This is a genomic window from Marinomonas rhodophyticola (assembly GCF_026113935.1).
Classification (GTDB): Bacteria; Pseudomonadota; Gammaproteobacteria; order Pseudomonadales; family Marinomonadaceae; genus Marinomonas; species Marinomonas rhodophyticola.
In genome coordinates, this window is the sequence record NZ_JAPEUL010000004.1 from 27551 (window position 1) to 40705 (window position 13155).

Consider the following 13155-nt stretch of genomic DNA (forward strand, 5'->3'; position numbering starts at 1 on the left):
ATGAACAAGTCTCTTTTTCTTGTTGTATTATTTTCTGCTCTAGTCATCCAAGGGTGCTCTAACTCTCGTCCTGCTTTACCAGACTTGCCTGCTTTAGATGCGAAAGTGAACTTAAAAACGTCATGGCGAACTGGAGTGGATGGAAACTTTGGTGAATCGAGCGAGCGTTTTAACCTTGTTGCGGAAGATGATGCTCTGTTTTTTGTGACAGAAAAAGGCACTGTTTACGAGCTAGGGCAAGAAAAAGGTAAAAAGAGAAACACCGTATCGACAGAGTTTCAACCCAGCTCTGGCGTCACGCGTCATGGTGATACACTGTTTTTTGGTACATATGATGCCAAGCTGATTGCTGTTTCTTTGACGAATAAATCTGTCTTATGGGAGAAAACGTTAAGTTCAGAAGTGTTGTCAGAAGCGGCTTATGCTGCTGGTAAATTAGCAATACAGACAGCGGATGGCTGGTTGAATGTGCTGGATGCAGAGTCTGGTGATATTTTATGGCGGGCCAAAGAAGATTTGCCATCGTTAACAGTACGTGGTACAAGCGCACCCATTATTGCGGATGGCAAAGTGGTTGCCGGTTTCGCAAGTGGTAAGTTAAAAGCGTTTTCTTTGCAAAGTGGTAATCTACTGTGGTCTTATGAAGTAGGGAAGCCTGAGGGCCGTTATGAAATAGAAAGGCTGAGTGACATTGATGGTCGTTTGGTGGTAAGCAATGGCGTTGTTTACGCTGTCGCTTATAATGGAACACTTGTTGCGCTTTCTCTTGATAGCGGACGACCATTATGGCAACGCAGTATTGCGAGTTCAGTTGGCGTGGCGGTGAGAGGAGAGCTACTTATTGCTGTTGATATGACGAGTAAAGTCATTGCTCTGAATGCAAAAAATGGTACAGAAGTATGGGAGAATACAGATCTTGTTGAGCGAGATTTGATTTCACCTGAGTTCTTCCGAGATTATGTTGCTGTTATGGACCGAGCTGGTTATGTTCATTTACTTGACTTAAACACAGGTGAAATAGCAGTGCACAAGGTTGCTGACAACAAGGTGCCACCAGGCAGTCGTATGGTCGCAAATGATAAGCAGCTGTTTATTCTTACGCCGAACTCTAATGTGACGGCATTGAGCTACTGAAATTAATTTTGATTTTGTTAGCGATTTTTTAAAGAGGCTGCCATCCTTTTTTAGGGTGGTGGCCGCTTTGTATTTTTATAGGTAAAAAAATGATTCCAGTTATTGCATTGGTAGGTAGACCCAATGTTGGCAAGTCAACGCTCTTCAATCAATTGACGAGATCCCGTGATGCTTTAGTTGCCGATTACCCTGGCCTGACCCGTGATCGTAAATACGGTGATGGTAAGCTTGGCGAACATGAGTTTATCGTTATTGATACTGGTGGTATCAGTGGTGATGAGCAAGGTATTGATGAAAGAATGGCACGACAGTCTTTGTTGGCAATCGAAGAGGCCGACACTGTTTTGTTTATTGTGGATGGCCGCCATGGTTTAAACCCTGCTGACGAGATGATCGCTAATCATTTGCGTCGCTCGAATAAGCCTGTTTCTCTTGTGGTTAATAAGACAGATGGCATTAACGAAGATATCGCATTAGCGGACTTCTATTCATTGGGGTTTGGTGAGTTGCACCCGATTGCGGCTTCCCATGGTAAAGGTGTTCATGTCTTAATTGATAAAGTCATGTTGCCTTATGCTGAGCGTGTTGAAGAAGCGAAAAACCAGATTAGTTTAGAGTCTCGTGGTATTCGTATTGGCGTAGTGGGGCGTCCAAATGTGGGCAAGTCTACGTTGGTTAACCGCATGTTAGGTGAAGACCGTGTGGTCGTCTATGATATGCCTGGTACGACTCGCGATAGTGTGTATATACCTTATGTTCGTCATGATAAAGAATACACTCTTATTGATACAGCAGGTATTCGTCGTCGTAAACACGTGAAAGAAGCGGTTGAAAAGTTCTCTATTGTGAAGACGTTGCAAGCCATTCAAGACGCTAACGTGGTTATTGTTGTGATCGACTCTCACGAAGACTTGGTTGAGCAAGATCTTCATATGATCGGTTATGTGTTGGATGCTGGTCGCGGTGTGATTATTGCTATTAATAAGTGGGATGGTCTTAAAAAAGAGGATCGCGAACACATTAAGAGTGAAGTAGAGCGTCGTTTAGGTTTTGTTCCTTATGCGAAGGTTCATTATATTTCAGCCTTGCATGGTACGGGCGTTGGTGATTTATACGATACCATCGAGAGTACGTATGAATCTTGCTATGCCAAATGGACAACCAACCGTTTGACACGGATTTTGGAAGATTCTGTTGCAGAGCATCAGCCTCCAATGGTGAACAGTCGTCGTATTAAGTTACGCTATGCCCACCAAGGCGGCTCTAATCCGCCACGCATTGTGGTGCACGGAAATCAGACAGACTCTTTACCTGGTAGTTATAAGCGCTACTTGGAAAATAAGTTTAGAACGGTGCTCAATATCACCGGTACACCGATTATTTTTGAGTTCAAGTCATCTGAAAACCCGTTTTCACCGAAAAAATAATCGCTATTTTCTGTTGAATGCTCAATGAATCTCTAAGTGTTTTTGTGATGCAAAGATGCTTGGAGATTTTTTGATGGAAAAAGCAGAAATCTCTTTCTAAATTTATTCTGATTCACTATTCTCGCGCCAATGGTCTTTCTCTATTTATAGACACTTTTTATAAGCATAGTTTGCTTGTGTGCTTTATTTTTCTGTTCAAAGGACATCTATGAAAATCGCAATACTTTCTCGTAATCCTCGGCTTTATTCTACTCGTCGATTGGTTGAAGCCGGTGAGCAGCTCGGTCATGAGGTAGATGTTATTGATACCATGCATTGCTATATGGACATCACCAGTAGCAATCCGTCTGTGCGTTACAATGGTCAACCTTTACCAAAATACGATGCCGTTATTCCAAGAATTGGCGCGTCAGTAACTTTTTATGGTACAGCAGTGGTTAGACAGTTTGAGATGATGGGGACTTACAGTATTAATGAGTCCGTGGCGATCAGTCGTTCACGTGATAAGTTAAGATCTTTGCAGCTTATGTCTCGTAAGGGCTTGGGCTTGCCTAAAACAGGTTTTGCTCACCATCCTGATAAAATAGGCGACTTGTTGAAAAACGTCGGTGGTGCGCCTGTTGTCATTAAGTTATTAGAAGGTACACAGGGGATCGGCGTGGTGTTGGCGGAATCTAATAAAACCGCAGAATCGATCATTGAGGCTTTTATGGGACTAAAAGCCAATATTTTGGTGCAAGAGTACATCAAAGAAGCGGGTGGTGCTGACATTCGCTGTCTAGTTGTTGGTGGTAAAGTTATTGCTGCTATGAAACGACAAGGCGCTGAAGGTGAATTTCGCTCTAACCTTCATCGTGGTGGAACGGCATCGTTAATTAGATTGTCTCCAGAAGAGAGGCGAACGGCAGTAGAAGCCGCAAAGGTGATGGGTTTGAATATGTGTGGTGTTGACATTTTACGCTCTAATCATGGTCCTTTGATTATGGAAGTTAATTCGTCGCCAGGTTTAGAAGGTATTGAGGCAGCAACAGGAAAAGACGTTGCTTCGATGATTATTCAGCACATTGAAAAGACAGCTTTTTTGAGTAATACCAAAACAAAAGGGAAGGGCTAATGGCGAAAACAGTTTTAACAATTGGTGGTGTGGATATTCCATTAGGCGGCACTGCAAGAATAAAGCTGCCAATGGTGAAATTGTATACAGATACAAATATGTCGATGCCCGTTTTTGTTAAACGTGGAAAGAGATCTGGTCCAACATTATTTATTAGTGCGGCCATTCACGGCGACGAACTTAATGGCATTGAGATTATTAGCCGTATTATTCAAAGTAAGTATTTAGAAAATTTGAAAGGGACTCTGATAGCTGTGCCCATTGTGAATGGGTATGGTGTTCTAAGTCAGAGTCGCTATTTACCCGACCGTCGTGATTTGAATCGTTCTTTTCCTGGCTCTCAGCGTGGCTCTTTGGCCGGTCGTGTCGCTGATCGCTTTTTAAATGAAATTGTTTCCAAAGCAGATTACGGTATTGATCTTCATACTGGGAGTTTACACCGTACGAATTTGCCGCAAATTCGAGCCAACCTTGATGACCCCGAAACACTAGAAATTGCGAAAGCATTTGGTGTGCCTGTGCTGATGAATTCCAACCTTCGTGATGGTTCATTAAGAGAATGCGCAAATGATGTGGGCGCGAAAGTCATTCTTTATGAAGCAGGAGAGGCTTTACGTTTTGATGAACTGTCTATAAGAGCCGGTGTGAAAGGCATTGTGGGTGTGATGAGGCATTTAGGTATGCTGCCTAAGTCGCGTAGTAAAAAATCGCTATCAGAACCTAGAATTGCTCGAAGCAGCAGCTGGATTCGCGCCACGGACAGCGGTTTTACCACGCACATCAAAGAATTGGGTGACCTTGTTGAAGAGGGGGATGTGCTGGCTGAAATTAAAGACCCCTATGGTGATATTCTGGACAAGGTGTTGTGCAAAAATGGCGGGATCATTATTGGTAAGCAGAATATTCCATTAGTTCAAGAAGGGGATGCCATGTATCACATAGCACACTTTTTGGCGCCTGATGAAGTGGCAGGTTATGTAGAAAGTATGCAAGATGAGTTAATGGATAGTGAGGCGTCATTAAGTCTTATTGATTATAAATCTTCTTAATTATCTCTTGCGATATTATTCATCATATTAGTGCGCATGTTATGACATATTAATTATAAAATGTCATAACATGCGCATGAAATAAGAAATGATAGTGTCATCTTCTTGTAATGCATCGTTTTTCACTTTTTTTCATTAAAATCTCGCTATTACAAGTCGAGGTTTTATATGTTTATCTTTCGTAGTCTTGCGTATCTTTTTGCCGTGGCTGGAGTGGCTCAATTAATCTCTTTAGAGGGTTATGAATTTCAAACAGCCGCTCAGTACAGTGAGAGTTCGTTGACTGAGCATATGCAAGACTTTATGTCATTTTTCAGCTGTATGTTGTTTTTGTATGCAGCACGTTTAGACGCGAAATTAAACATAGCAGCAACCTTACTTGGTGCTTTGCTGGCCATGATGTTTGTGCGTGAATCTGATTCTTTATTGGACATGTATGTGTTTGATGGCGCTTGGCAAAGTATTGTTGGTTTGATTTTTGTTTGCGTGCTTGTTTTTCTATGGGGACGCTTTTCTTCCATATATGCTTCATTAAAAGAATATTCTCAGCAACCCAGCTTTGGCACTTTTTTGGCGGGTTTTGTCACCATCGTAGTCTTTTCTCGTTTACTTGGGCGAGGGTCATATTGGCAAGCTATTATGGGAGATTCCTATATGCGCCTTGTGAAGAATATTGTTGAAGAGGGCGTTGAAACCTTGGGTTATACCTTAATTTTTATCGCTGCGATTGAGTTAGTCATTACTTGCCGTCGCAGAGCGTTGATTAAATAGAACATAGCCAATATGTCATTCAATAAAAAATGCGTCATGTTGAAGAAACATGACGCATTTTTTGTGTTTGACGTTTTATATTGAAAATGACGTCTGGTACAGGCTTACTGTTGACGAGATTTTACTTTTGTCTTGCGACGTTTTGCTGGCACTGTTGTCATCGTGTTGCTGTTTTTACGACGAGCCTTTTCTGCCGCAATATTTTTTTCCATCGTTGGTCTGTTTGACGTGTGAGAGGCGCCTGTCGCTTGACCTGGTTTTGCTTTCTGAGGACGACGATGAATCTGTTTGTCCTTCTCTTCCGCTGGTACTAATTTGTTGTCACCATGACCAATAAGGTCGGTGCGGCCCATTTTAATGAGCGTATCGCGAAGATTTTGCCAGTTGCTAGGATCGTGATAGCGCAAGAAGCCTTTTTGTACAGTGCGTTGCTTGGCGTCTTTAGGGGTATAAACGTCTTCACTCTTATATGTCACCGGCTTTAATGGGTTTTTGCCAGAATGGTACATCGCCGTTGCTAATGACATGGGCGATGGGTAAAACGTTTGTACTTGATCTGGTTTGAAATCATTGGTTTTTAACCAGACGGCAAGGTTGAGCATATCTTCGTCTGAACTGCCTGGATGGGCAGCGATAAAGTAAGGGATTAAATGCTGCTTCTTGCCTGCTTCTTTGGAATATTTATCAAACATGCGCTTGAAGCGGTCGTATGTTCCCATTCCCGGCTTCATCATTTTTGATAAGGTGCCTTGCTCTGAGTGCTCTGGGGCAATTTTTAGTAAGCCGCCCACATGGTGAGTGACAAGCTCACGAACGTACTCAGGATCTTCTACAGCAAGGTCATAACGTAAGCCTGAAGCGATAGACACAGTATGAATGCCTTCAACTGCACGAGTTTTACGATACAGTTGCGTCGTTGGACTATGGTCGGTATTCAAGTTGGAGCAAATGGTCGGGTAAACACAAGACAGTTTACGGCACGACGCTTGTACTTCATCGTCGTTACAGTTTAGTGTGTACATGTTGGAGGTTGGTCCACCAAGGTCAGAAATGTGGCCTGTGAAGCCTGGCACCTTATCCTTGATGTCTTCAATTTCCTTCAAGATGGACTCGTGTGAGCGAGATTGAATGACTCGTCCTTCATGTTCGGTAATCGAACAAAAAGTACAGCCACCAAAACAGCCACGCATGATATTGATCGATGTCTTAATCATATCATAAGCCGGAATGCGGGCTTTTTTGTATTTCGGATGCGGCACACGCGCATAAGGCAAATCAAACACGCCGTCCATTTCAGGTGTTTCTAATGGAATCGGTGGTGGATTAACCCAAATTTCTTTTTTGCCATGTTTTTGAATCAACGCCCGAGCATTATGTGGGTTTGACTCAAGATGCAAGATACGAGAGGTGTGCGCGTACAAAACGGGATCTTTGGATACTTTTTCAAAAGACGGTAAACGAATATACGTTTTTTCAGGATCGAGCTTTTCACCGCGACGCAGCGGTGCAGGAATCACACGGATTGGCATGACATCGGACTCGTCTTCATCCTTAGTCTGACATTTCCCTTCTGGAATGTATTCGTAAGGGCTGTAGATCTGATCGACTTTGCCTGGCCAATCAACACGCGTGGAGTCAATTTCAGTGTAGCCGCCAGGAGGCGCATTACGAACAATAGTTGTGCCGCGAATGTCTGTGAGTTCGTCAAGCGTTTTACCCATGGCCATTTGATGGGTAACTTCAATCATAGCCCGTTCAGCGTTGCCGTAAAGCAAAATATCCGCAGTAGAGTCGATTAATACTGAGCGGCGCACTTCATCGCTCCAGTAATCGTATTGAGCAATGCGTCGCAGGCTGGCCTCAATGCCACCAATCATCACAGGGACATCATGAAAGGCTTCTTTACAGCGCTGAGAGTAGACAATAACCGCGCGGTCAGGACGTTTTCCACTAACGCCGTACGGCGTATAAGCATCGTCGTTGCGTACTTTTAAGTCGGCGGTGTAGCGGTTGATCAAGGAGTCCATGTTGCCAGCGGTAACGCCAAAATACAGATTAGGGCGACCAAGGCGCATAAAGTCTTGCGTATTGCGCCAATCAGGCTGATCAATAATGCCGACACGATAACCTTGCGCTTCTAATAAGCGGCCCAATACCGCCATGCCAAAACTTGGGTGATCCACGTAAGCATCACCGGAGACAATAATCACATCGCAGCTGTCCCAACCAAGGGCATCCATTTCCTCTCTGGTGGTCGGAAGAAAGGGGGAAACACCGTAACACTCGGCCCAATACAATGGGTAAGAAAAGAGATGCTTGGCGGTTTTATGTCGTTTGATCATTATCTACTCTTGGTATCGGGCGTAATGGCGATGACTATCGTGCTGCAATTACAAGGATACATGGATTATCGGTGAAAAATTGTGCTGTATTATCCCAGAAAAAACCTAGGGTAGACAGCCTAATCTAGGTCTATTAGGGCTTATATTATTTAAGGTTGAATACGCCACACGCTTTCCTCAAATATATTGTGTCCTTCCTCTTTATACTGCGGATTTGTCAGAGCTAAGTTTTCAGAGGCGATTTTTTGAATTTGATTTCCCCAGAGGGACACAACACTATCATCATTGACAGAAAATGGTGGTCCTTGTTTGTCGCCATCATAGTGTAATGAGACTAACAATAAGCTGGCAGTGGAGGATAAGCGTTGAAGAGTATGTGAGACATACTCAGTGCGTTTGGAATCTGGCATAGCGATCATCGCGGCACGATCGTAGCAGGCATTAAATTCGGTTTCGTTGAATAAAAAGTAATCGCCTTCAACAATACGCAATGGCAAGCCGTTGACAGTATGAATTTTTAATTCGCCTTGTTGATAGGTTTCATAGGATAAGTCATTATCACCTAGAAATTGAATTACTGCTAAGGAAGACAGTTCAACGCCCGTAACCCAATAGCCTTGTTCCGCCAACCAGATCATATCATTGGACTTGCCACATAAAGGCACAAGAACGCTACTGCCTTTTGGTAATATGGGCCAAAACTCAATTAGTTTAGGATTAACACCTTCTTGGTGAAAGCCGATACGTCCCGTTTTCCATCGATCTAACCAAAATTCATTTGTAATCACGGTAACCTCGTTAAATTAGGCTTGTTTATGTTCGGTGTGTATTGTATTTGTCTTATTTTCGCTGAACAATTGATAATGCCAAAAGCCATTATAGACGGCAAAATGGTTTTTTACGGACTATTTAGTGTATTTTACCTATATATTATTGCCGTTTTTCGCATGGAGTTTTTATGTCTTTAGACCAGGCGCCAGATCATATCAAGTTGGCTGTTGATCTTATTGCATTATTGGAAAGTCACGATATTGAACTCCAGAGTCGCCGTAGGTGCGCTGACCATTGCGCTGCAAGATTTCCAGCAAAAACTTGCACAAACAGATGAAAAATCCAACGTGCTTGGTGAAGTAGACCAGGATAGAGCAAAATAGTTTCTCTGTTTCTTGACGGCAATGAGATAGGAGACTGGGGAAAGCCATGCTTAATGGGATAAAAATAAGAAGGAGAGAGGGTATGGAGTTAATCGCAACGTTAGCCACGGTTTTTGTCGCATTTTTGCATTTCTACATCATGTATATTGAGATGTTTCTTTGGGATACGCCTAAAGGCATGAAGATTTTTGGATTGAAGCCAGACTTTGCCAAAGCAAGTAAGGTGATGGCAGCGAATCAGGGACTTTACAATGGCTTTCTTGCTGTGGGCCTGCTGTGGAGCTTGTGGCTTGGTGACGGGGGATCGCACGTAACGATTTTCTTTTTACTCTGTGTGGTTGTCGCTGGCGTGTATGGTGCCATTACCTCAAGCAAGAAGATTTTGTTTGTACAAGGTTTACCAGGTTTGATGGCATTAATTGCTGTGTTATTAACGGGCTAAAAGCCACCATACAATGTACATAATTGGTTATAATGTGTGTAAATTTTCATTATAAAGAGTTTTATTTTGCACACACTCGATCAACTTAACCGTGGAGAGCTGAAAGGCGTTGTCCGCTTGCAGCTATCCGATAATTTAACGACTTTCCCTGAGGCTATTTTCGATCTTGCTGATAGTTTAGAAATTTTAGATTTGTCGAATAATAAGCTAAGTGAGTTACCCGCAGACCTGTCGCGTCTCAAAAAACTTCGTATACTTTTTTGCTCGAATAATCGTTTCACTCACTTGCCAAAGGTTCTAGGGCAATGTGAAAACTTGGAAATGATTGGCTTTAAAAGCAACCAAATTATGACCGTGTCTTCTGATTCATTGCCTATACTGACTCGTTGGTTAATTCTTACCGATAACAAAATCGATTCTCTTCCGGAGGATTTTGGAAAGTTAGTTCGTCTACAGAAGCTGGCTTTAGCAGGGAATCGTTTAACAGCATTGCCTGATTCCATTGCTCATTGTCGTAAATTAGAGTTGATTCGTTTGTCGGCAAATAAGCTGGCGGCTTTTCCTGATGTTTTATTAACGCTACCTCGTTTGGCTTGGTTAGCATTTTCTGGTAATCCATTTTGTGCTGCACGTGATCCCCATAATGAATTTAAGACAGTGCAATTTCGAGACTTAGAATTACATCAGGTTTTAGGGCAGGGCGCATCTGGGGTTATTTCCCTCGCGACATGGCGAGAAAACCCCTTTCATTTTTCAGACTCTGTGGCAGTAAAAGTATTTAAAGGCGAGGTGACCAGTGACGGTTTTCCGCAGGATGAACTGGATGCATGCTTAGCGGTAGGGAATCATCCTAATCTTGTTCAGCCTTTGGCAAAAGTAACAGAGGAAGACTGTGCTGCGCTGGTGATGGAATTGATTCCAGCTCATTACACGAATCTAGGCCAGCCACCCAGTCTTGCTTCTTGTACACGGGATACTTTTGCCTTAGATCAGCGGTTTTCGATTGATAAAATCGCTCGTATTGTGGAGCAAGTGGATCAATTGGTAGCACATTTTTGCGAGAAAAAAGTCAGCCATGGTGACCTTTATGCCCACAATGCTCTGATCAACGAAGAGGGCCACGTGTTGTTTGGTGACTTTGGTGCGGCATCAAAATATGCCAACTTGTCGTTACAACAGCAACAAGGAATAGAGCGAATAGAGCGACGGGCGTTAGGTTTTTTTATTGATGATTTGTTGGGGTTATGTATTGAGGCTGATAAGAATAGTGATCTTTATATATCGCTGAAATCTCATGCTTTTTCTTAGTAGGGTTTACAGTTAAAACAAAAAAACGCCTCGTATCTCATGAGATACGAGGCGTTTAACGATTCTGTTGATCGTAAGAGTAAACGCTTATCGCATTTGTTTGGCTTTCTCAGTCAAGCGAATAGTCTGATCGCAAGCGTTCGCCAGCTCAATCCCCTTCTTAATAAAGTGACGGCTGAAGTAGTTTTTGTGTTCGTCGTGCTCATGGAAGTTATGTGGCGTCAGTACTGCGGTAAGAACCGGTACTTCCGTTTCCAATTGAACTTGCATCAAGGCGTTGCAAATAGTTGAGGCAACAAAATCATGGCGATAAATGCCGCCATCCACAACCAATGCTGTGCCTGCAATCGCGGAATATTGTCCGCTTTTTGCGAGCAGTTTTGCTTGTAGTGGGATTTCGTAGCCACCAGGCACGGGAATAATGTCAATTAACGACGCATCGTAACCACGAGAAACAAGTTCTTTAGTGAAGCCTTCCACGCAATTGAGCACGATTTCAGTGTGCCAAGAAGCATGAAGAATAGCGATACGTTTTGTTGCTGGAGTGAATTCAATATTCGTTGAGTCTCTGATTCATTTTATAATCCTAAATATTTAAGGTGAATCAGGGCGAACGGGCAGGCAAATACACCATGTTTAAATGGCATACCTTTGTTGGGCACCGCAAAAAATACGGTACTCTAATAGGTTTTGTCTGACGCGCTCTCTATCATCCGGACTATGACCGTCGGCTCTGGAATTACACCAGATCTGCTGACCCTAAAAGAAAAACTTCTTAAAGGCGCTCGCGGGCTTAGATTGTTGTTTAAACTTTTTAGTTTAAACAAAGTCTTTACCGCCGGTGGGGAATTTCACCCCGCCCCGAGAACGAAGTCGGATACATCCGACCAAGGAAATATACTCGTTTTTGTCACTTGCTGTCAAAGTCTCAAGTCGGCTCAATTGTGGTGATTTTGTGACAACGCTTTTGTTCATCAATAAATAAAAGAGCGGATTGGTGGAAGTAACCACCTCCATCAATGTGGCGGGTCTTATTTTCTGGCTAGAGATCGAATGGAGTGTTAAAATTTAAGCTACTTAGCCATCACTCAGACAAATAAGTGGACTGGAACAAGTGGTTCTAGAATGGAGTCTCGACAATGCGTATAAAAAAAATAGCCTTACAAAATACCTTAGTGATTTTTTCTTTTTTGGGTTTGGTAGCCTGCAGTTCCGTTAAGACGACTAATGTCTCTGACGATGACATGTATGAAGCTGAAAATACCATACAAACTAATTCTGCTGTTTATAACTGCAATGGAAAACCATTAGCCATTCTTTTTCACGCTGATCAAGCTCAACTGTCTTGGCAGAAAAAAGAGTATCAGTTAACCCAAGCCGTGAGTGCCTCCGGCGCTTCTTACTTGGGTGAGGGGGTATCTTTTTGGATTCATAGTGATGAAGCGCAACTTGAACTTCGCAGCATGAAAAAGTTCCAGTGTCAGCTTGTGCGCATTGAGTCTTAATTTTTTCCTGAAAAGCGTTCATTTGAAATAGTGGTGTTTTCATCCCGTCAGATTTGCAATCCGTGTACAATAGTCTTATTCGCGCCTTGTGGCGCATGATTAGATTGTAGAGAGTGCATGAGCAAGTTATTTGTAATGGGCATGGTACCGTGATTTAGGTCTGGTGGCTCCCAATGCCACGAAAGCGTTAGCGGTCTGCAGTGATTGGGTTGCATATGGTTATTATCTGGACTTGTTGGGTGAGCTTAGCGCCGGAAAAACCTTCCATGACTTGCCTCTAGGCGAAGAAATTGGTCGTGCCCGTTTGGCTTTAGATTTGGCTGCGCAAGGCAAAAATACCGCGCTGATTTCCAGTGGTGATATTGGCATTTATGCCATGGCGACTTTGGTATTTGAGTTGCTGGATATGCAATTACAAGGCAAAGAAAATCACCCTGAGTGGCTAAATGTCGATATTGAAGTTATCCCTGGTATTTCCGCCATGCAAGCCGGCGCTAGCCGAGTTGGTGCCATGCTGGGTCACGATTTCTGTACTATTTCACTGTCCGATTTATTAACACCATGGGAAACCATTGATAAGCGTCTTCATGCCTGTGGTGCTGGTGACTTTGTGGTTTCCTTTTATAATCCCGTGTCAAAAAAACGCGATTGGCAATTAAACCACGCTCGTGATGTTTTATTGCAATACCGTCCAGCCAGCACCCCTGTTATGATTGGCCGTCAATTAACCCGTCCGGAAGAAGAAATCACCTTTACGACGCTTGGTGAATTAGATGCCAAAAACGTGGATATGTTTACCATGGTTAGCGTCGGTAATTCTGACACCAAACACATTGTGAATGGTGAAAAACATTGGATTTACACCCCGCGTGGCTATTCTAAAAAGCTTTAGTTTTTATGGTGTTTGCT

Annotated in this window: 12 protein-coding genes, 2 pseudogenes and 1 riboswitch; of the genes and pseudogenes, 11 read left to right on the top strand and 3 right to left on the bottom strand. The window is 43.0% G+C overall.

The genetic code is table 11. The annotated features are described in order from the left end of the window. The 5 genes from bamB (at window position 1) to ONZ52_RS00720 (ending at window position 5495) form a co-directional block, all read left to right on the top strand. Window positions 1–1134: an outer membrane protein assembly factor BamB gene (gene bamB / locus ONZ52_RS00700; protein WP_265216727.1), complete on the top strand. Its 1134-nt coding sequence runs from the start codon at window positions 1–3 to the stop codon at window positions 1132–1134. 89 nt (window positions 1135–1223) lie between these two features. Further along, complete coding sequence (der, locus tag ONZ52_RS00705; RefSeq protein WP_265216728.1) at window positions 1224–2561, top strand: ribosome biogenesis GTPase Der; 1338 nt, start codon at window positions 1224–1226, stop codon at window positions 2559–2561. 208 nt (window positions 2562–2769) lie between these two features. Beyond that, window positions 2770–3675 carry a 30S ribosomal protein S6--L-glutamate ligase gene (rimK, locus tag ONZ52_RS00710; protein WP_111606423.1) on the top strand — a complete coding sequence of 302 codons (906 nt, stop codon included), beginning with the start codon at window positions 2770–2772 and terminating at the stop codon, window positions 3673–3675. Next, on the top strand, window positions 3675–4724 hold the full coding sequence (locus ONZ52_RS00715) for a succinylglutamate desuccinylase/aspartoacylase family protein (RefSeq protein ID WP_265216729.1): 1050 nt from the start codon (window positions 3675–3677) through the stop codon (window positions 4722–4724). Before rimK ends, ONZ52_RS00715 begins: the two co-directional genes overlap by 1 nt. 168 nt (window positions 4725–4892) lie before the next feature. Then, entirely contained in the window at window positions 4893–5495 is a 603-nt protein-coding gene (locus ONZ52_RS00720) for a hypothetical protein (RefSeq protein ID WP_265216730.1), read from the top strand. Window positions 5496–5599: 104 nt separating this feature from the next. Here the strand turns inward: ONZ52_RS00720 and ONZ52_RS00725 are convergent, their stop codons facing one another. Next, the gene (locus ONZ52_RS00725) at window positions 5600–7837 is read right to left on the bottom strand and encodes a YgiQ family radical SAM protein (protein WP_265216731.1); all 2238 of its coding nucleotides are present in this window, start codon (window positions 7835–7837) and stop codon (window positions 5600–5602) included. Between the two features lie 149 nt (window positions 7838–7986). Then, window positions 7987–8625, bottom strand: coding sequence for a class I SAM-dependent methyltransferase (locus ONZ52_RS00730; RefSeq protein ID WP_265216732.1), 639 nt, complete (start codon window positions 8623–8625; stop codon window positions 7987–7989). Between the two features lie 170 nt (window positions 8626–8795). Between ONZ52_RS00730 and ONZ52_RS00735 the strand changes: the two are divergent. From ONZ52_RS00735 to ONZ52_RS00750, 4 genes and pseudogenes are all read left to right on the top strand, one after another. Further along, window positions 8796–8840, top strand: a pseudogene (locus ONZ52_RS00735) (hypothetical protein); the annotation flags it as partial. A gap of 28 nt (window positions 8841–8868) precedes the next feature. Then, window positions 8869–8991 carry a hypothetical protein gene (locus tag ONZ52_RS00740; RefSeq protein ID WP_265217781.1) on the top strand — a complete coding sequence of 41 codons (123 nt, stop codon included), beginning with the start codon at window positions 8869–8871 and terminating at the stop codon, window positions 8989–8991. Between the two features lie 82 nt (window positions 8992–9073). Beyond that, window positions 9074–9433: a DUF1304 domain-containing protein gene (locus ONZ52_RS00745; RefSeq protein ID WP_265216733.1), complete on the top strand. Its 360-nt coding sequence runs from the start codon at window positions 9074–9076 to the stop codon at window positions 9431–9433. A 66-nt stretch (window positions 9434–9499) separates the two neighbouring features. Next, a complete protein-coding gene (locus ONZ52_RS00750; RefSeq protein ID WP_265216734.1) occupies window positions 9500–10741 on the top strand; it encodes a leucine-rich repeat-containing protein kinase family protein in 1242 nt (413 codons plus the stop codon). 87 nt (window positions 10742–10828) lie between these two features. Here the strand turns inward: ONZ52_RS00750 and ONZ52_RS00755 are convergent, their stop codons facing one another. Further along, entirely contained in the window at window positions 10829–11314 is a 486-nt protein-coding gene (locus ONZ52_RS00755; RefSeq protein ID WP_265217754.1) for a 6,7-dimethyl-8-ribityllumazine synthase, read from the bottom strand. Window positions 11315–11438: 124 nt separating this feature from the next. Then, window positions 11439–11614, bottom strand: a riboswitch (FMN riboswitch). Window positions 11615–11880: 266 nt separating this feature from the next. Between ONZ52_RS00755 and ONZ52_RS00760 the strand changes: the two genes are divergently transcribed. Both ONZ52_RS00760 and cobJ read left to right on the top strand, forming a co-directional pair. Beyond that, the gene (locus ONZ52_RS00760; protein ID WP_265216735.1) at window positions 11881–12246 is read left to right on the top strand and encodes an MliC family protein; all 366 of its coding nucleotides are present in this window, start codon (window positions 11881–11883) and stop codon (window positions 12244–12246) included. A 117-nt stretch (window positions 12247–12363) separates the two neighbouring features. After that, window positions 12364–13138: pseudogene (gene cobJ / locus ONZ52_RS00765) on the top strand (precorrin-3B C(17)-methyltransferase). Window positions 13139–13155: the final 17 nt, after the last annotated feature.